Origin of the sequence: Roseovarius sp. THAF27, from assembly GCF_009363655.1 — a bacterium.
In the GTDB taxonomy this organism is placed as follows: Bacteria; Pseudomonadota; Alphaproteobacteria; order Rhodobacterales; family Rhodobacteraceae; genus Roseovarius.
The window spans coordinates 149,487-168,324 of the sequence record NZ_CP045393.1 but is presented as its reverse complement, the minus strand read 5'-3'; the positions used below and the strand labels follow the sequence as shown (position 1 = coordinate 168,324).

Below are 18,838 nucleotides of genomic sequence, written 5' to 3'. Positions count from 1 at the left end.
AGAAGGAGTCAGCCCATGGACCGCGCCCGGATCGTGCACGATAATTTCCTGTCCCGCACCGCTTCGGGAGACCTGCCCCCGGGCCGCGACCCATCGGGCCCGCTCGACGCCGACACCGCCCGCCTGATCTTCCGTGCGCAATGCCTCTCCCGCGCGCTCGACGCCCAGGCCCGCGTCATGCAGAAAGCCGGCCAAGGGTACTATACGATCGGCTCCTCGGGACACGAGGGGCTCGCCGCCGTCGCCGCCGCCCTGCGCCCCACCGACATGGCCTTCCTGCATTACCGCGACGCCGCCTTCCAGATCGCCCGCGCCCTGCAGGTGGGCCATCAGGACATCACAATGGACATGGCCCTCTCCTTCGCCTGCTCCTCCGAGGATCCCATCAGCGGCGGCCGTCACAAGGTGCTGGGGTCAAAGGCGCTCAACATCCCGCCCCAGACCTCCACCATCGCCAGCCACCTGCCCAAGGCCGTCGGCACCGCCTACTCCCTCGGCCTCGCCCGCCGTCACGCGCCCGAACATGAACAACTGCCCCGCGACAGCATCGTCATGGCCAGTTTCGGCGACGCATCGGCCAATCACGCCAGCGCCCAGGCCGCCTTCAACACCGCCGCCTGGACCGCCTACCAGAACGTGCCCCTGCCAATGCTTTTCGTATGCGAGGACAACGGCATCGGCATCTCGGTCAAGACCCCCAAGGGCTGGATCGCCGCCAATTTCGCCCATCACCCGGGCCTGACCTACGTGGCCTGCGACGGGCTGGATATCTACGACACCTACGCCACGGCCCAGCGCGCCGCTCACCACGCCCGCACACACCGCCAGCCGGTCTTCCTGCATATCCGCACCGTGCGCCTCTACGGTCATGCCGGCGCCGACGTGCCCACCACCTACCTGCCCAAATCCGAGGTCGAGGCCGACGAGGCCAACGACCCCCTCCTGCACTCCGTCCGCCTGCTGCAAAGCGCCGGCATCCTGACCCCGCAGGACGCCCGCACCCTCTACACCGACACCTGCGCCGAGGTCGAAAAGACCTGCGATACCGCCGCCACCCGCCCCCGCCTGCAAACGGCCAAGGACGTCATGGCCTCCCTCATCCCGCCCAAGCGGACATGCGCCTCCACCAACGGCCCCACGCCCGAGGCCCGCGCGGCAGCCTTCGGCCCCGACCTCAAGGCGATGGACGAGCCGCAGATCCTGTCGCGCCACATCAACTGGGCGCTCACCGACCTCATGCTCACCCACCCCGAAATCATATGCATGGGCGAGGATGTGGGCCGCAAGGGCGGCGTCTACGGCGTCACGCAAAAGCTGCAAGCCCGCTTCGGCCCCGCCCGCGTGATCGACAGCCTGCTCGACGAAACCTCGATCCTCGGCATCGGCATCGGCATGGCCCATAACGGCATTCTGCCGATCCCCGAAATCCAGTTCCTCGCCTATCTCCACAACGCCGAGGACCAGTTGCGCGGCGAGGCCGCCACCCTGCCCTTCTTCTCCAACGGCCAATACACCAACCCCATGGTCCTCCGCATCGCGGGGCTGGGGTACCAGAAAGGCTTCGGCGGGCACTTCCACAACGACAATTCCATCGCCGTCCTGCGCGACATCCCCGGCCTGATCCTCGCCTGCCCCTCCACCGGCGCCGACGCCGCGCGTATGCTCCGCGAATGCGTCCGTCTCGCGCGCGAGGAACAGCGCCTCGTCGTCTTCCTCGAACCCATCGCCCTCTACCCCATGCGCGACCTCGCGGAACCCGGCGACAACGCCTGGCTCACCCCCTATCCCGACCCGTCCGAGACCATTCCCCTCGGCCAGGTCGGCCAGCATGGCGACGGCACCGATCTGGCCATCGTCACCTTCGGCAACGGCCACCACCTCTCGCGCCAGGCGCAGGCCCAGCTCGACACCGACGGGATCAAGACCCGCGTCATCGACCTGCGCTGGCTCTCGCCGCTTCCCGGCCCGGCCCTGCTGGACGCTGTGGCGGGCTGCAAGCGCATCCTGATCGTGGACGAGACCCGCCACTCCGGCGGCGTGGCCGAGGCGCTGATGGCGCTCTTCACCGAGCACACCGACATCCCCCACAGCCGCCTCACCGCCACCGACAGCTTCATCGCCACCGGCCCGGCCTACGCCGCCACGATGCCAAGCGCCGACACGATCCTCGCCACCGCGCGCAGCCTCTGCCGCGATTAGACCACCCCGGCTTTTTCTTGCCAAAAATACTCAAATCGCCACGCGAGCCGCGGGGCGCAACGCCCGATCCGTTAACGCCGGAGGCCGGAAAAAATCGCACCGTCGGAATACCACCCGGATACCGACGCGATACCGACACGGGTTTTTCCGGCCAAACCCCTGATTAACCAAGTGATTCGCAGGGCTACGCCAACCCCGGCAGCCACAGCACGATGATCGGAAACGCCACCAGCAGCCCGATCGTCACCGCATCGGCGATGAAGAACGGCATCACCCCCTTGAACACGTCCTGCACACTCAGGTCCGGGCGCACCCCGGCCACCACGAAGCAGTTCAGACCGATGGGCGGCGTGATCAGACAGAACTCCGCCATCTTGACCACGAGGATCCCGAACCAGATCGCGCACATCTCGCCCGACATGCCGAAGGCGCTGTCCTCGACGCTGACGAACTCGCCCCCGTTCAGCGCCATGACCGCCGGATAGACCACCGGCAACGTCAAGAGCAGCATTCCGATCGCGTCCATGAACATGCCCAGCACGGCATAGGCCAGCAGGATGCAGATCAGGATCAGCATCGGCGACACGGTCAGCGACGTGATCCAGTCGGCAAACGCCCCCGGCAGGTCCGCAAACCCCAGGAATCGCACGTAAATCAGCACGCCCCAGATGATGGTGAAGATCATCACCGTCAGCTTCGCGGTCTCGATCAGCGCCGATTTCAACTCGCGCAGCCGCATGCCGCGCCACAGCGCCATCAGGAACACGATGAACGCCCCCACCGCGCCGCCTTCGGTGGGCGTGCCCCAGGCATCGCCAAAGGGGTTGTAGACGAAGAAGATGATGATCACGACCACCGCCACGATCGGCAGCGCAGAGGGCAAGGAGGCGAATTTCTCGCGCCAGGTGAACCCGCCCACCGGCGGCCCCACGGACTTGAAGATCAGCGCGATCCCGATGATCAACGCCGCATAGACCAGCGCCGAGAACGCGCCGGGGATGAACCCCGCAAGCAGCAGTTTGCCCACGTCCTGCTCCACGATGATCGCATAGATCACCAGGATGGCCGAGGGTGGAATCAGGCTCGCCAGCGTGCCCCCGGCGGCCACCACGCCAGCAGCGAACTGTTTGTTATACCCAATCTTAAGCATTTCGGGGATAGCTATACGGGCAAACACCGCCGCCGTGGCCACCGACGCCCCCGACACCGCCGCAAAACCGGCAGTGGCGAAAACCGTCGACACGGCCAGGCCCCCGGGCACCCAGGCGATCCACCGCTTGGCGGCCTCGAACAAGGCGCGTGTCAGGCCCGCGTAATAGGCCAGGTACCCGATCAGTATGAAGGTCGGGATCAGGGAAAGTGCGTTCGCCGACACCTTGGAATGCGGCACCTGCCCCGCGGTCTTGACCGCCACCGTCAACGCCCACCAGAAATCCTCGCCGCCGAAATCCTTCTTGGACCAGAAGATGACGATCAGCCCGACAAAGCCCGCAAGCCCCGCCGCAAAGGCCACGCGCATCCCGATGACCACCATTACCAGCATGAATCCGGTGGTCCACAGCCCGATGGTGATCGGATCCATCAGTCGCGCCCTTCCAGTTGTTCGGCTTCAAGCGCGGCCTGCTCGGCCACCGACAGCGTCAGCGGCACCGCCACGGGCCGCTCGAGGCCAAGCGCAAAGGCACGCGCATATCCCACCGCCTGCAGAATCAGGCGCAGCACCAGCACGCCGAACGCGACCGGGACGACCAGTTTCGCAGGCCATACCGGCAGGCCGATATCGATCGTGCTGTCGCGCGAACACAAGGGCCTTGCACAATCGAAGGACCTGTCGAAATGCGCCCAGGCCCCCCAGACCAGCGCGATCATCAGAACCAGCACCAGCAGAACCGTGATGAACTCCAGCAGCCAAAGCAGGCGACCGTGCAGGTTCCCGATCAGGATATCCATGCGAATATGCCCGCCCTCGCGCTGCACGTATGAGATGCCCATGATCGCGATCAGCGGCATCAACACCTCGATGTAATCCACGTATCCCGCCAGCGGCGCGTCGAAGAACTTGCGCCCACCTACCGAGTAAGCTGCCAGAAACATGAGGGAAAATGCAGCAATCCCGCTCAACAACGCCATGAACCGCTCCACCGGCAGCAGCGCGCGGTCCAGTCGGCTCAGCAGGCTGCTGTCGCTCAGGACGGTCGAAGCCCCCGCCATGCGCTACTCTGTCCGTTCCACGGCGATGCTCAGGGTGGTGCCCAGCCCCTTGCCGCCAAAGCTGGTGGTCACCGTCTTCTTCAGCACGATGCAGGGCCAGTTCTTGCCGTCGACCCACAGGTTCCACGACTGCCCCACATCCGGGATCGGCGGCGCATAGGCGGTGGCCGGGATGCGATATTCCTCGGAATGGATCTTCTGACCGTCCGGGTCAGTGACCTTCAGAAGAATGATCAGCGGCTGTTGATTCACTTCTACGACCATGCTCGGCACCCTTTATAGAAAAGCCGTCCGGGGTCGGCCCCCGGACGGCCAGCCGCGCTCAGTTCGACGCGCGTTGCTCTTCCAGCGTGCTCTGCACGAGGTCATACAGCTCCTGGCCCGGCAGGCCCTGCGCTTCCATTTCCTCGATCCAGGCTTCGCGCGCAGGGTCCGCGGCCTGCGCCTTGAACTCTTCCTTCACGCTGTCGTCGATCATCACTTTCTCGACGCCCTTTTCCTCCAGAACGCTGTCCCAGCGCTTCAGAAGCTCGGCATAATTGGCCAGGTAGTGGTCCAGCGCCTCTGGCACCGAGCTGTCCAGCGCCTCGCGGTGTTCGTCGCTCAGCCCTTCATAGGCGTCGATGTTCACCACCACCGGGCAATTCACCGTGCCGGGGTTCAGGTTGGCCGTCCACCAGTCCGCCTGGTTGATCGTGCCAAAGCTCAGATGCGCGTGCTGCGCGAACGACACCGTGTCGACGACGCCCGATTCCATCGCCTGGTAGGCTTCGGTCGCGGTCACCGAGGTGGGCACCGCCCCCACCGCCTTGAACGCCTCGCCAAGGCCGCCGGTGGCGCGCACCCGCATCCCTTCGAAATCGGCCAGTTCGTCACGCGGCTCGCCCGTGCCGACAAGGTTGTATTGCGGCATCGGCGAGGTCATCAGCAGCTTGGCATTCCACTGCGCCATCTCCTCGGCGGCGGCCGGGTGGTTGTACACGGCAGTGGACACGGCGACCTCTTCATCGAGGTTGGTGACACCCAGGAACGGCAGCTCCAGCACGGTGATCACGCGGTTCTTGTCGGGGTGATAGCCGGCACAGAACTGGGCCATCTCGAAGGCACCGATGGAAATCCCGTCAAGATTCTCCTTGTTCTTCGACAGCCCGCCATAGCTGACATTCATGGTAAACTCGCCGTCGGTCTTTTCCGCGACCAGCTCGGCCAGCTTCTCGACATGCTCGGTGAAGGCACGGCGCTTGCCCCACACGGACACGTTCCATTCGACGGCCAAGGCTTCTCCGGCAAACGCAAAGGACAGCGCGGCGGTGACGCCGGCTCCGATCATCTTGTTCATTGGTTATCTCTCCCTGTTTGTGGCAAGAATACTAAGTGTCTCGACCCACGACGCAACAGGGTATTTTTGGGTAGATTTGTAGCAAATCAAAAGAGCCGCCCCGCATGGGACGGCCCTGAATGGCAGTTCGTCAGAGTGTCGGCGCCGCCCTATTCCGCCGCGTCGCGCCGCGGCAGCACCCAGTCGGGGCGCGGGAAATGGCAGGTGTATCCGGCCGGAAACCGCACAAGGTAATCCTGGTGTTCGGCCTCGGCCTCCCAGAAATCGCCCACGGGCTCGACCTCGGTCACGACCTTGCCGGGCCACAGGCCCGAGGCGTTCACATCCGCAATCGTGTCCTCGGCCACGGCCTTTTGCGCGTCGTTCACATAGTAGATCGCCGAACGATAGCTCATGCCCATGTCGTTGCCCTGCCGGTTCAGCGTGGTCGGGTCGTGGATCTGGAAGAAGAACTCCAGGATCTGCCGATAGCTGATCTTGTCAGGGTCGAACCAGATCTCGATCCCCTCGGCATGGGTGCCGTGGTTGCGATAGGTGGCGTTGGGCACGTCGCCCCCGGTGTAGCCGACACGGGTCTTGCCCACGCCGGGCATCTTGCGGATCAGCTCCTGCATGCCCCAGAAGCATCCGCCGGCCAGCACTGCGCGTTCCTCAGCCATTACACGTCCTCCACTTGATCCAGGTAGTCACCATAGCCTTCGGCCTCCATCTCGTCACGCGGGATGAACCGCAGCGAGGCCGAGTTGATGCAGTATCGCAGGCCGCCGCGGTCCTGCGGCCCGTCGGGAAAGACGTGGCCGAGATGGCTGTCGCCATGGGCGCTGCGCACCTCGGTGCGGACCATGCCAAGCGAGGCGTCTCGCAGCTCGGTCACGTGGGCGGGTTCGATCGGCTTGGTGAAACTGGGCCAGCCGCAGCCGCTCTCGAACTTGTCGGACGAGGCGAACAGCGGCTCGCCAGAGACGATGTCGACGTAGATGCCCGCCGCCTTGTTGTCGTTGTATTCGCCGGTGAAGGGCCGCTCGGTGCCGTTCTCCTGCGTCACGCGGTACTGCTCCGGCGTCAGCCGCGCCACGGCGTCTTCTGTTTTCTGGTAGGTCATGGATACCCCCGTTTTTGCGTCCTTAAGAAAAATGGCCTGTGTCGCCCGCTTTGCAAGCCCCGGACGCGGGACCGTGATTGAACCGAAACAAACCTCTCCGCGACCCATGGTCATGATTGCGAAAGGATCAGGCCATGCACACCCGGACATGCGACAGCTTCAGACCGGCCCACGTCCAAAGGACCCGTGACCAGCCCGGTGGCGCACCAACCCACACCCAGTTTCTGCCTCCCGACCGCGCGACTCAAATTCTGTTGCAGCAGTTTCTGTAGGGCCCGTCCCATGCCCCCTCTCGCCGCAGAACGCGTATGGCTACGGCGATGCTCCGCGCACGACGTGCATTGCACGTTGTTTCCAGGCCCTTCTACTGATATGTTACACTGCGCGCGCAGAAAAAATTGAGGAATGTGATGGCACTGTCTTCGGTCCTTGTCGTCGAGGACGACCCGGTGATCTGTGTCGGGCTGGAGGTCGCTCTGAGCGATGCCGGCTGCCAGTCACTGAAAAGCGCGTGCAGCTACGAAGACGCGCTTGCCGCCATCAACGCGCGGTCCTTCGATTACTGCATTCTCGACCTGGATCTCGGCAATTCCTTCAAAGGTCCGTTTCCCAACGAGCCGGAAGGCAGGCGCCTGCTTGCGATACTGCAGTCACGCGGCGTTTCCACCGTCGTTTACAGCGGCATCCTGGATGAGCAGCGGCGTATCCGGGATCTGGATCCATCGGTGATCACGATCGACAAGACCGAGCCTGCACAGACGGTGATCGAGGCGCTTGGTCGTTTCAAACGCTCGAACAGCGCTCTCGCCTGACCCGCCTCAATTCCGCACGGCGCCCAGGAACTTCTCCAGATCCGCTTCGGTGTAAGGCTTCTCGATCACCAGAACCTCGTGCAGGTCGGATGGCAGATGCTGGCGTCCATGGGCCGTCAGGAACGCGAAATTTACACCGTCCCGAAACAGCCGCCGCGCAAAGTCGGAACTGTTGCGGTCCTTGCCAAGGTTGTAGTCGACGAACGCTGCATCCGGAAGGGACGCATCGCACGACCGCATGGCCGGGTCTTCCTCGCTGAAGGGGCCGACCACCTCGTGCCCCATGATTTCCAGGACCTCTGCGAGATCAATCTGCAAAAGGGGATCGTCTTCAAGTACGAGAACCTTCATCGCGGTCCCTCCTGACGCGATCTCACGCCAAATTGGCTAGCGATATCCTGACACGAATGCCGGTATCGGGATAGTCCATTGTTACGTCAGCTCCCTGGGCTGCAAGAATTCGGGTCAACAACGTGGTGCCGAAACCCGATGAGGACGGTGGTGTAACGCCGGACAGGCCTGTTTCGATCCATTCTATTTCCAGACCGTCATCGGTTTTCCAGTTGATATCAAGCTGGCCCTCGTCCTGCGACAGGGCGCCGTACTTGCTCGAATTCGTGGTCAACTCGTGAAATGCCAGCGCCAGGGTCTGCACCAGGCGGGGCGGCAATTGCACATAGGGGCCGTGCATGACGATCGAGTCGTTGCGGTTGGCGCGATACGGGTCGATCTCCGTCTCGATCAGTTGTTCCAGCGGCATCCCTTGCCAGTTGGCATCGGCCAGTTGCCTGTGCGCCGCGGCCATCGCCCGGATCCGTGCCTGAAGCGCATCGCGATAGTCCTCCAGCGTGTTCGAGGACCGCCCGGTCATGCGCGTGATCGTCGAAACCGTCGCAAGGATGTTCTTCACCCGATGGTCCAGTTCCGCCGAGATGACCCGCAGCCGATCCGCCTCGGCCTTGCGCTCGGTGATGTCCAGGTTCAAACCGACCCAGGAGGTGATCCGGCCATCGGGATCGCAGATCGGCCGGCCCAGTGCCAAGGTGTGATACAGCTTGCCATCCGCCCCGATGATACGAATTTCCCGCTCCCACGGCTCGCCGCTTGCTAGGGTCTTGCGCCACAACTCTTCGATCTCTTCGCGCATCGCGGGATCGATGCAGTCGATCAGCCCGTCCGACCGCGCTTGTTCCATCGTTTTCCCGACAAGCTTCAGAAAGGCCGGACTGACATAGGTCAGCTGGCCATCGGGATCGTTGATCCAGACCCCAAAGGGGATGGACTCGCCAAGCGTGCGGTATTGGTCGAACCGCTCCGCAAGATCGCGCTCCAGCTGCTTGCGCTCAGAAACGTCCAGCGCGGCGGAATAGAACCCTGTCACGTTGCCGTCGGTATCGCGGCGGGGCGCGTAACTGACCAGGACATCGCGTTTTTCCGCGTCGGCTCCGGGGCCGATCCTGACCTCGAACGTCTGGTCCTGGCCTTGCAACGCTGCGGCGATATGCGGGGCGACCGCCTCGTAAGCCTCGGGATTTACCAGGTCGGAAACGCGTTGTCCCTCGATCTCGTCCGGCGAGGCCCCCCAGAATGCGTAACCGCTGTTGACGAACTCGTACCGCTGGTCGGCGTTTATCACGGCAAACAGGATCGGCAGGCTGTCAGCCATGTTGCGCAGCTGCCATCGTTCTTCATCGATGCGCTTCAACGCACGCCCCCGCGAGATCACGAGCCACAACACGTTGGCCGTGGCCTGCAGGTAATTGATGTCATCCGTGTCGAAACGGCTTCGGGACGGATTGTCCTCGTGCACCCCCAGAACGCCCCAGGGGGCATCCGTGGGGCCGATGATCACGCTCACGCCGCACAGGATGTGATGATCCTTCAGCAGGCGGGGCGCAGAAAACCGCCGTTCCTCGCGGAAATCGTTGACCACGACCGGGCCGCGCTGTTGCAGCGTATACCCCGCCTGGCTTTCGATCCCCGACCCCACCTTGGATGACCCGATGGTCGCATGGGTCCAGCCGACGCCAGAGCGCAGGGTCAGGTTCAGACCGTCCGGGTCAAGCTCCAGCACCTTCGTGAACCTTACGCCCATGTGTTCCGACAAATCGCGCACCGCCATGTCGAAGATGGCCTGAAGCTCCCCCCCTGCCAGCGCCGCACGGCCCAGCTCGGCCACGGCCTGCTGCTGGGCCTCGCGCCGGCGTGCGGCCGCGCGCGCATTCTGCAGGTTTGTGACATCCGTATAGGTGATCACGACACCCTGTATCTGGTTCTCCGAGGTGCGGTAGGGGCGCATGCGGCGGATCCTGTGGTGCCCGTCGTCCGTGCTGATCTCCGCCTCTATCTCGGTCAGCTTCTCCAGGCAGGTTTGCGCGTCTTCGATCAGCTTGCTGTCATGCACCCGCATCGCGATATCTTCCGCCGGACGCCCGATATCGCCGTCGATGATGCGCATCACGTCCTTCATCGCCGGGGTGAATCGGCGGATCAGCAGATTGGTATCCAGGAAGATCACCCCGATATCGATCGAGGTCAGCAGGTTGTTCAGGTCGTTGTTGGTCTGCTCGAGTTCCTCGATCTTGTCTTCGAGTTGACTGTTGACCGTCGACAACTCCTCGTTCAGCGACTGCAATTCCTCCCGGGACGTCTCCAGTTCCTCGTTGGTGGACTGAAGCTCCTCGTTCATGCTCATGACCTCTTCGTTCGAGGCCTTCAGCTCTTCGTTCGAGGTTTCCATCTCCTCGATGGTCGATTGCAGATCCTCGCGGGTCGATTGCAATTCGTATTCCAGCGCCGCCACCGCATCGCGTTCTTCGGGATCGGCCTCTTCGCGCGCCTTCTCGCGCGCAGCCTGGCCCGCGGTCGCATCGCGCGGTTCCGACGCGTCATGGAAATGGATCAGGTAGGCCGGATCCCGGTCCAGCGCGTCGACCCGTTCCCCGTTGATCCGCACGTTCAGCTCTCGATCGCCACGCGGCACCCTGAGCGCCTCGGCCTCTGCGTCGGCCTGGCCCGATTGCAGAGCGTGTATCACGAAGCGCAGCTTGCTGCGCATTTCCGGCAAGATCATTTCCGTCAGGATGCTGGTCGGCTCGCCGGCCGGAAAATCCAGGTATTCCCGCACCGGCCCATGGAAATACAGCACCTCGAGCCGCATGTTGACCACGACAGACGCCGGCACGAAACGGTCCATCAACCTGCGGCGCGCAAGGTCCGAAACCGTCGCATAGGAGGTTTCCTTTGCCGCGGGCCTCGATTGCTGGCGCTTGCCGCCCGCCGCAATGGCGAATTTTCCGGGCCGCACGCGCGCGCTGACCGTTTTGCGGTAAATCCGGTTGGCCTTGTCTACCGGCACGAACAGGCGGCCGGGACGTTCGGCATTCTCCGAATTGCCAAGCAGCAGGTGCCCCTCGTCGCCGAGTGCGAAATGAAACATCTCGATCATGCGCTGTTGCACATCCGATTCCAGATAGATCATCAGGTTGCGGCACGTGATGATGTCCAGCCGCGAGAACGGCGGGTCGGAGATCACGTTCTGCGTGGCAAAAACGACAGTTTCGCGCAGGCGCTTGTTGACCATGAACCACTCGTCTTCCTCGACGACAAAGCTCTGCCGTATCCTTTCCGGGATATCCGGCAGCGCCGCCAGCGGATAGCGCCCGGCGCGGGCAACTTCGATGGCCCGCGCGTTCAGGTCGGTTGCAAAGATCTGTACCGGATGCGCCGCCCGCCGGCGGTCCATGCGGGCAAACAGGGTCGCCGCCAACGTATAGGCTTCTTCCCCGCTGGCGCAGCCCGGCACCCAGGCGCGGATCACGTCATCCTTTTTCTTGCGGTCCAGCATCGGTTCGATCACCCGGTCGGCCAACGCGTCCCAGACTTCAGGCTCCCGGAAAAAGCGGGTCACGCCGATCAGCAGATCACGGAACAGGTGATGCACCTCTTCGCTGTTGTCGCGCATGTGCGCAACGTAACCTGACAGCGTTTCGAACTGCCCCAGCCCCATGCGGCGCTGGATACGCCGTTCGACCGTGCCTTTCTTGTAGCACCGAAAATCGAAATCGGTCTGCGTGCGCAAGAGGTGCAGCACCTCGTTGAATCCATCCGGCGCGGCCTTGGCCAGCCCCGCCTCCTCTTCCCGCGGTTCGCGCAGGTAGGGATGCTTGATGAACTGCGCCAGCCGGTCGGGCATTTCCGCGACTGGAAGAAGGAAATCGACTAGCCCGGTATTGGCTGCGCTGCGCGGCATGCCGTCGTGCTCGGCTTCTTCGGGGTCCTGCACCATCACCATGCCGCCCGCGGCCTTGATCTCGCGCAGGCCCAGCGTGCCGTCGCTTCCGGTGCCCGAAAGAACGATACCGATCGACTTTTCGCCACGTCCCTCGGCCAGCGACCGAAAGAAATAGTCGATCGCCATCCGCATGCCGCGCTTTTCGACCGGCTCGTCGAGGATCAGACCTTGATCCAGAAGCCGGATGAATTTGCCGGGCGGAATCACGTAGACGGTGTTCGGCGCCAGGCGCATCTCGTTCTCGGCCTGCACCACTGTCATCTTGGTTTGCCGTGCCAGCAGGTCTGCCATCATGCTGGGATGATTGGGATCGAGATGCTGGATCAGGATAAAGGCCGCGCCGGTGTCGTCCGGCATGGAGCGCAGCAGGTTCTTGTACGCCTCCAGCCCGCCAGCAGACGCGCCGATGCCCACGATTGGAAAATCCTTCTTGGCTGGCATCCGTTCTCCTGACCGCAGCACCGCACCTTTGCCGTAATCTTGCACCCGTCCCAATTTATGCAGCCGGATGGCGCTCGAGTCACCCCCGCATCGTTCTCTCCAGTCCGCGCATCCAGGCGAACAGCCCGAACCCGCAGAGCCGTCGCCCCCACCCGGTCAAAATGCCGTCAAGCGTGGACCGCGTCCTTCGATTCGCCGTGATGAACCAGATCGCGCTCGGCCAGGTCGCGCCGCAACAAGGCGACGTTCCGGCGGTGAGATTTGAAGAAAACGTCGAATGCGTCGCCAATCAGGGGAATGCCGCCCAGTACGGCGTCAATGCCGGTATTGAGCGTCATCCGAGCCAGAGCGCGCTTGCGAGCACCAAGACGATGACCTTCGATGATCGTCCAGGCCCCCGGCCCGACAGTCACCAGATCACCGATGCCGGGCACAAGCCCCAGGATCGAATCCCACCCCACCGGGATACCGACGAGCGGCAGCCGGAATTTCGTGTCCAGCGTGTTCGCCATCCGCTCCAGCCGGGCGAGGCGTCGCTCACGATCCGCATGCATCTCGCCGGGCGTGTGACGCGATTGCGCAGGCGACGTTGCCGTTCCCCTGTCACCACCCGGCTCGGACCCTTGAGGCATCGCAACATTCCTTTCGTCGCCACACTCGTCGCGGCGCGGCACTATCACCCGATCAACTTGCGGAAGACCGCAGTTGTTCCAGCGCTTACGGGCGATACTCCAGACAGTACGTTTCAGGAGGTGGCCGGGTCACGAGGTCCTGCCTCTCGGGCGGGGCAGTATCGTTCGAAAACAGGAATGCGGAAGGTCGGCTCCGCGCCAAAGTTGCCTCTCTCGTTAGAAAGGTATGCCTCTCACGGGCCACGTGGCATTCCTCAGCGCTGGAAGCTGCCGTTCAGACATCGTGCAGCGACTGTCGGCTCTCCGCCGATTCTGTGGAAAAACAGCGTGTTGCTTGCGCAGAAAGTCGCGCCCTGAAGAGCGTGCGAGTGCCTTTCTGATCAGGCTTTTCGCGTTTGCTGCGGTGCGGGAAGCATCTTGGCCAGTTTCCTGAGGTTCTGGGCGGTGGCGGCGAGGAGGAATTCGTCGTTTGCGCCACATGGGCCGCGTAATCGGAGCCGTCCCGGTCCGAGGATGCGCTTCAGGTGCGCGAAGAGCATCTCGACCTTCTTCCTCAGCTTCATCGAGATCTCATATTGCTTGGTCTTCGCGATATCCCGGGCGATTTGGCAGGCGTCTTCGTGTTCCTCACGGGTGATGGATCGGAAGTCCATGTTAGGGCAGCAGCGAGGCTTCGAGGGGCAAGCCTGGCAGGTGAGCTTCAGGCCACGGCATTTGGCGACGCCCTTGCCTGTCGGCCTCCGGCTCGGGTCGGAATAGTTTCGGCGAAACTGCTTCAGTTCATGGCCTTCCGGGCAGATGTATTGATTGTTCTCGGCATCCCACTCGAAGTCGGCGCGGGTCCATGTTCCACCGTTGCGCCCGGACTTGTCGAAGACCGGAATGTGCGGGGCGATCTTGCGGTCAACCATGACGTGATCCTCCAAGGAGAAATCGTGGAACAGTGCCGGCTGCGCCTCCTGCCTCGGTCCCATCATCGCCGTTCCTCCCACCCATTGGCGGAATTGAAGCAGCGTGATGCCCACCGATCAAGCGAGAGTTTTTCAACAGAATAAGCCCTTCGCGGACACGTATGATCTATATCTCCGAGCGCCATCGACGGGCCGCGGCGCGGCGATCCGACGGTGGTTCGGCAGCACTTTATCCAGGCCAAATCCGAAACAGGATCGAGTGATGCACCAAGCTTCACCCAATCGCCGGGCCGTGGGGGCGGCCCGGCGATGGCGCGGGGCCTGCGGCCCGTTTCCGCGCCGGGGCTGTAGATCAAACGTCTTATATGTCCGGTCCGAGTCCGTTGCTAGACACTGGTATCGAGCACCCGGCCGGTTAACAGCCGCGAAGCTGCCCGGCCATCGTCAGCCCCTCCCTCGGGCTGGCGATTTGTCTGAGGCCGGGCGCAACGACCCTTCCGAGGATGTATTTCGCAGGCATAAAGTGCTTCAGAATTGCCGTCGGATCGCCACCCCAGGGGCTGACGCTCGCCTCCGTTGTGAACGGCGGAAAGGTCCGCACTGCCGACGCTCACGACCATCGCAGGGAATGACCGCTTCGGCGTAGGTCGCCCTGTCAGAGGCAACGCTTCTGACGGAAAAGGCAGACCTATTTGGTGCTGTTCAGAAGGATTTTGGTGGAGCCTAGCGGGATCGAACCGCTGACCTCCTGCATGCCATGCAGGCGCTCTCCCAGCTGAGCTAAGGCCCCAAACCGATGGTCCGTCGCCGGACCGTCATTTGCCGCCTTCTAGGTAAAGCGGCAGGCGGGATCAAGTGGAAAATCCCGCCCTCTCGCAACTTGGTTCAGCTTTCGTCGTCGTCCGACGCAACGTCCGCGATCTCGTCCAGCGAGACGTTGTCGTCATCGTCGTCGTCTTCCAGAACATCATCGCCCAGGTCGACATCGACATCGTCGTCATCATCCTCGATGACCTCGTCGTCGACCTCGTTACCCTTCATCTTCTTGGTCTCGGCGTCTTCCGCATCCGCGGTGATCGACCGGCTCTTGCCGGAATGCATCTCTACGACCTCGCCCGTGTACGGGCTGACGATCGGATCTTTGTTCAGGTCGTAAAACCGTTTGCCCGTCGTCGGGCATACGCGCTTCACACCCCATTCTTCCTTGGGCATCCTTATCCCCTTCGGTGTCTGTGGACTTGCAGGCATTCGACGTCCCCTGCCATAAGACGTATCAGGTGTCAAAGGCATAAAGTGCGGCGCGGCGCTGCAAGAGGTGAGCGGCATATGGGGCATTATGTTCTGCCCGGCAACCCCCCGGTCGATGTGACCCTGCGCCGCTCGGCGCGGGCGCGGCGGATTTCGCTTAGGGTGTCGGGCGTTGACGGGCGCGTGACGCTGACCATGCCCCCCGGCGTGGCCGAGCGCACCGCGTTGGAATTCGCCAACGAAAAGGCCGCGTGGCTGCGCGCGCAGCTCTCGCGCCAGCCGGACATGACCGAGGTGCGAATCGGCTCGGACCTGCCCGTAGAGGGCCGCCTGCGCCATATCACCCCCGGCTCGGGCCGCCGCATCCAACTGAGCGGCGACACGCTGATGGTGCCCGCCCCGCCCGAGACCGCGCCACGCCGCGTCCAGGCCTGGCTCAAGGCACGCGCCCGCGACCAGCTTGCCGCCGCTTCGGATCATCACGCAAGGGCGATCGGCCGCTCATACGCCCGCCTCACCCTGCGTGACACCCGTTCGCGCTGGGGGTCCTGCACCCATGATGCCGGGCTCATGTATTCCTGGCGACTGATCCTCGCCCCGCGCGAGGTGCTCGATTACGTCGCCGCCCACGAGATCGCGCATCTTGTCGAGATGAACCATTCGCGCGCCTTCTGGGAGATCGTCGCACGGCTTTGCCCCGGCTATGAGGCCCCCCGCCGCTGGCTGCGGGAAAACGGCGCGGAACTGCATCGCTACCGCTTCGAGTGATGCGACGGGATTGACCGCGGACCAATCCGTGATCACAAATGCGCCATGAACTTTCCGCCGCGTTCCGAAGCCGGGCTTGTCCCGGCCCCCGGCACCGCCCCGACCGGGTCGGCCCATGATCGCGTTTATCGCGGTCTTCGCAGCCGCATCATGCATGGCGAGCTGCGCCCCGGACAGGCCCTGACCCTGCGCGGCGTCGGTGCCGAGTACAACGTTTCGATGACCCCCGCCCGCGAGGCCGTGCGCCGTCTCTCCGCCGAGGGCGCCCTGACGGTCAGCAGCTCGGGCCGCCTTGCCGCGCCCGAGCTTGGCAATGAACGGATCGAGGAGTTGGCCGCCCTGCGCGCCCTGATCGAGGTCGAACTGGCCAGCCGCGCCCTGCCCCGCGCACACATGGCCCTGATCGACCGCCTGCAATCCATCAACGCTCGGATCACCGATCACATCGCCCACCAGGACGCGGTCGGCTACATCCGCTCGAACCTCGAATTCCACCGCACGCTCTACCTGCGCGCCCAGGCCCCCGCGATGTTGGCCATGGCCGAGACCGTCTGGCTGCAACTGGGCCCCACCATGCGCGCGCTCTACGGCAAGCTGCAACAAAAGGAACCGCCGCGCTATCACCGCCTGATCATCTCGGCGCTCAAGGCCGGGGACGAGCCGGGCCTGCGCCTCGCCGTGCGCTCGGACGTGACGCAGGGGCTGAAGATGCTGCTGGCCTGACGACGCCTCTGGATGCCCGCGCTCGCCGGCCTATCTCCGGCCCATGACTGCGAACACCCGCAACAAGCAAGAGATTTACGACGCCGCCGCCACAGCGTGGTGGTCGGACGAGTTGCGCTGGGTGCGCACGCTCAAGAACCTCGTGCCCGCCCGCCTGAAATTCTTTGACCGGCATTTCGACTGGGCGGGTAAACGCGTGCTCGACCTTGGTTGCGCGGGCGGTTTCATGGCCGAGGCAATGGCGCAGCGCGGCGCGCAGGTCACCGGCATCGACCCCGCGAAAGAGGCCATCGCCGCGGCCCGCAGCCATGCCGCGCAATCGGGCCTCGACATCCGCTATGACACCGGCATGGGCGAGGCGCTGCCCTATGACGATGCGGCCTTCGATGCGGTCGTCTGCGTCGACGTGCTGGAGCATGTCTCGGACCTGGAGCAGGTCCTGCAAGGGGTCGCCCGCGTCCTGAAACCCGGCGGTCTGTTCTTCTACGACACGATCAACCGCAATGTCGTCGCCCGGCTGGCCACCATCACCGTGGCCGAGGACCTGCTTGGCCTCTTGCCCAAGGGCACCCACGATCCCGCGATGTACATCAAGCCCGGCGAGCTGGAGGACGGGCTGCGACAGGCCGGGCTGACCCCCGGCAAGATGGCCGGTCTCGGCCCCACCGGCCTGAATCGAAAGCTGGACTTCACTTTCGGCGTGCTGCCGTTCAGACAGGTGATCTATATCGGCACCGCACGAAAACCGGAGAAGGTCACATGACGATCCTCGCCCTGCTTCTGACCGCGCTGCTGTTCGGCGGCATGACACTCTATTCCTTCGGCTTCGCCGCCTTCGTCCTGCGCGCCCTGCCGGAAGAAACGGCGCGCCCGCTGATCCGCCGCGCCTTTCCGCATTTCTACCTGTTCGTGCTGGGCACGTCCGGCCTTGCCGCCCTCTGCGCGGCCTTCGCCGACCTGCTGTCCATGGCAATTCTCGTGGTCATAGCGCTCACCACGCTCTATGCGCGCCAGTCCCTGATGCCGCGGATCAACGCCGCGACCGATGCCGGGCACTCAAAGCGGTTCAAGTTGCTGCACCTTGCGTCGGTGATGATCACGCTGGCCCATATCGCGGGCGCGGCCTGGGCGCTCATACGGCTGGGAGTCACCCTTTAGGCGGCCAGCCCCTTCGCCCCCATCTTCAGGAACTTCTCGCGCCGGTCGCGGACCAGTTCTTCGCGCGACAGGTCCTTCAGCCCGCCGAGCATAGACCCGATCGCATCTCCGACCGAGGCCATCGCCCCCGTCGGATCGCGATGCGCCCCGCCCTTGGGCTCGTCAATCACGCGGTCGATCACACCCAGCTTGATCAGGTCCTGCGCGGTCAGGCGCAGCGCTTCGGCCGCCTCGCGCATCTTCTCGGAATCCTTCCACAGGATGCTGGCGCAGCCCTCGGGGCTGATGACCGAGTAGACGGAATGCTCCAGCATCGCCACCCGGTTGGCCGAGGCAAAGGCGACCGCCCCCCCCGATCCGCCTTCGCCGATGATCACGCTGACCAGCGGCACACCGGCCTTCAGGCACATCTCGGTCGCGCGCGCAATCGCCTCGCTCTGCCCGCGCTCCTCTGCCCCCTTGCCGGGATAGGCGCCGGGCGTGTCGACCAGCGTGATGACCGGCAGATCGAAACGGTCCGCCATGTCCATCAGCCGGATCGCCTTGCGATAGCCCTCGGGCCGCGCCATGCCGAAATTCCGCTCGATCCGGGACTTGGTGTCGTTGCCTTTCTCGTGGCCGATCACCACCACCGGGGTGTCGCGGAACCGGGCCAGACCGCCCATCACCGCTTGGTCGTCGGCGAAATTCCGGTCACCGGCCAGCGGCGTGTATTCCTCGAACAGGGCCTCGATGTAATCCTTGCAATGGGGCCGGTTCGGGTGCCGCGCCACCTGGCATTTCCGCCACGGCGTCAGGTCCTTGTAAAGGTCGGTCAGCATGGTGGCCGCCTTGCGGTCCAGCGCCCCGGCCTCGTCCTCGACATCCATGCCCTCGGTCGTCCGCGCCATCGCCCGCAGCTCTTCGGCCTTGCCTTCGATTTCCGCGAGGGATTTCTCAAAGTCGAGGTAATTGGTCATGCCCATGCTCCTGTTTGGCCAACGGGATATATGGAAATGGC

The 18,838-nt window shown here is 63.9% G+C and carries 17 protein-coding genes, 1 tRNA gene and 1 pseudogene; 6 read left to right on the top strand and 13 right to left on the bottom strand.

The genetic code is table 11. The annotated features are described in order from the left end of the window. The first annotated feature begins 15 nt into the window (after window positions 1-15). The gene (locus FIU89_RS00815; RefSeq protein ID WP_152490849.1) at window positions 16-2,199 is read left to right on the top strand and encodes an alpha-ketoacid dehydrogenase subunit alpha/beta; all 2,184 of its coding nucleotides are present in this window, start codon (window positions 16-18) and stop codon (window positions 2,197-2,199) included. 184 nt (window positions 2,200-2,383) lie between these two features. On the opposite strand, the gene FIU89_RS00810 is transcribed toward FIU89_RS00815, so the two are convergent. The 6 genes from FIU89_RS00810 to msrB all read right to left on the bottom strand — a co-directional run bounded on the left by FIU89_RS00810 (window position 2,384) and on the right by msrB (window position 6,851). Further along, a complete protein-coding gene (locus tag FIU89_RS00810; RefSeq protein ID WP_152490848.1) occupies window positions 2,384-3,781 on the bottom strand; it encodes a TRAP transporter large permease in 1,398 nt (465 codons plus the stop codon). Then, a complete protein-coding gene (locus tag FIU89_RS00805; RefSeq protein WP_152490847.1) occupies window positions 3,781-4,410 on the bottom strand; it encodes a TRAP transporter small permease subunit in 630 nt (209 codons plus the stop codon). Before FIU89_RS00805 ends, FIU89_RS00810 begins: the two co-directional genes overlap by 1 nt. Before the next feature lie 3 nt (window positions 4,411-4,413). Continuing rightward, complete coding sequence (locus FIU89_RS00800) at window positions 4,414-4,674, bottom strand: hypothetical protein (RefSeq protein WP_152490846.1); 261 nt, start codon at window positions 4,672-4,674, stop codon at window positions 4,414-4,416. A 58-nt stretch (window positions 4,675-4,732) separates the two neighbouring features. Beyond that, on the bottom strand, window positions 4,733-5,749 hold the full coding sequence (locus tag FIU89_RS00795; RefSeq protein ID WP_152490845.1) for a C4-dicarboxylate TRAP transporter substrate-binding protein: 1,017 nt from the start codon (window positions 5,747-5,749) through the stop codon (window positions 4,733-4,735). Between the two features lie 149 nt (window positions 5,750-5,898). Further along, window positions 5,899-6,408 carry a peptide-methionine (S)-S-oxide reductase MsrA gene (gene msrA / locus FIU89_RS00790; protein ID WP_152490844.1) on the bottom strand — a complete coding sequence of 170 codons (510 nt, stop codon included), beginning with the start codon at window positions 6,406-6,408 and terminating at the stop codon, window positions 5,899-5,901. After that, window positions 6,408-6,851 (bottom strand): peptide-methionine (R)-S-oxide reductase MsrB, encoded by a 444-nt coding sequence (msrB, locus tag FIU89_RS00785; RefSeq protein WP_152490843.1) that lies wholly within the window; start codon window positions 6,849-6,851, stop codon window positions 6,408-6,410. The genes msrA and msrB overlap by 1 nt, the downstream gene beginning before the upstream one ends. A 410-nt stretch (window positions 6,852-7,261) precedes the next feature. Between msrB and FIU89_RS00780 the strand changes: the two genes are divergently transcribed. After that, on the top strand, window positions 7,262-7,663 hold the full coding sequence (locus FIU89_RS00780) for a response regulator (RefSeq protein ID WP_152490842.1): 402 nt from the start codon (window positions 7,262-7,264) through the stop codon (window positions 7,661-7,663). A gap of 6 nt (window positions 7,664-7,669) precedes the next feature. Here FIU89_RS00780 and FIU89_RS00775 read toward each other — a convergent pair whose 3' ends face one another. From FIU89_RS00775 to FIU89_RS00750, 6 genes and pseudogenes are all read right to left on the bottom strand, one after another. Further along, window positions 7,670-8,014 carry a response regulator gene (locus FIU89_RS00775; protein ID WP_152490841.1) on the bottom strand — a complete coding sequence of 115 codons (345 nt, stop codon included), beginning with the start codon at window positions 8,012-8,014 and terminating at the stop codon, window positions 7,670-7,672. A 22-nt stretch (window positions 8,015-8,036) separates the two neighbouring features. Further along, window positions 8,037-12,398 carry a chemotaxis protein CheB gene (locus tag FIU89_RS00770; protein WP_152490840.1) on the bottom strand — a complete coding sequence of 1,454 codons (4,362 nt, stop codon included), beginning with the start codon at window positions 12,396-12,398 and terminating at the stop codon, window positions 8,037-8,039. 167 nt (window positions 12,399-12,565) lie between these two features. After that, a complete protein-coding gene (locus FIU89_RS00765) occupies window positions 12,566-13,030 on the bottom strand; it encodes a DUF4112 domain-containing protein (RefSeq protein WP_254701755.1) in 465 nt (154 codons plus the stop codon). A 380-nt stretch (window positions 13,031-13,410) separates the two neighbouring features. After that, window positions 13,411-13,941: pseudogene (locus FIU89_RS00760) on the bottom strand (transposase); the annotation flags it as partial. 714 nt (window positions 13,942-14,655) lie between these two features. Further along, a tRNA-Ala gene (locus FIU89_RS00755) sits at window positions 14,656-14,731 on the bottom strand. Window positions 14,732-14,826: 95 nt separating this feature from the next. Next, the gene (locus tag FIU89_RS00750; protein WP_152490839.1) at window positions 14,827-15,153 is read right to left on the bottom strand and encodes a TIGR02300 family protein; all 327 of its coding nucleotides are present in this window, start codon (window positions 15,151-15,153) and stop codon (window positions 14,827-14,829) included. Between the two features lie 114 nt (window positions 15,154-15,267). On the opposite strand from FIU89_RS00750, the gene FIU89_RS00745 reads away from it, so the two are divergent. From FIU89_RS00745 to FIU89_RS00730, 4 genes are read left to right on the top strand one after another with little or no spacing between them, the layout of a single operon-like run. After that, window positions 15,268-15,957: a M48 family metallopeptidase gene (locus tag FIU89_RS00745; protein WP_152490838.1), complete on the top strand. Its 690-nt coding sequence runs from the start codon at window positions 15,268-15,270 to the stop codon at window positions 15,955-15,957. Between the two features lie 45 nt (window positions 15,958-16,002). Then, complete coding sequence (locus FIU89_RS00740; protein WP_057791516.1) at window positions 16,003-16,680, top strand: GntR family transcriptional regulator; 678 nt, start codon at window positions 16,003-16,005, stop codon at window positions 16,678-16,680. A gap of 43 nt (window positions 16,681-16,723) precedes the next feature. Continuing rightward, window positions 16,724-17,443, top strand: a complete 720-nt coding sequence (ubiG, locus tag FIU89_RS00735; protein ID WP_152490837.1) for a bifunctional 2-polyprenyl-6-hydroxyphenol methylase/3-demethylubiquinol 3-O-methyltransferase UbiG — start codon at window positions 16,724-16,726, stop codon at window positions 17,441-17,443. Next, a complete protein-coding gene (locus FIU89_RS00730) occupies window positions 17,440-17,838 on the top strand; it encodes a DUF4149 domain-containing protein (protein WP_152490836.1) in 399 nt (132 codons plus the stop codon). Before ubiG ends, FIU89_RS00730 begins: the two co-directional genes overlap by 4 nt. Here FIU89_RS00730 and FIU89_RS00725 read toward each other — a convergent pair. Further along, window positions 17,835-18,797, bottom strand: coding sequence for an acetyl-CoA carboxylase carboxyltransferase subunit alpha (locus tag FIU89_RS00725; protein ID WP_152490835.1), 963 nt, complete (start codon window positions 18,795-18,797; stop codon window positions 17,835-17,837). The genes FIU89_RS00730 and FIU89_RS00725 overlap by 4 nt on opposite strands. Window positions 18,798-18,838: the final 41 nt, after the last annotated feature.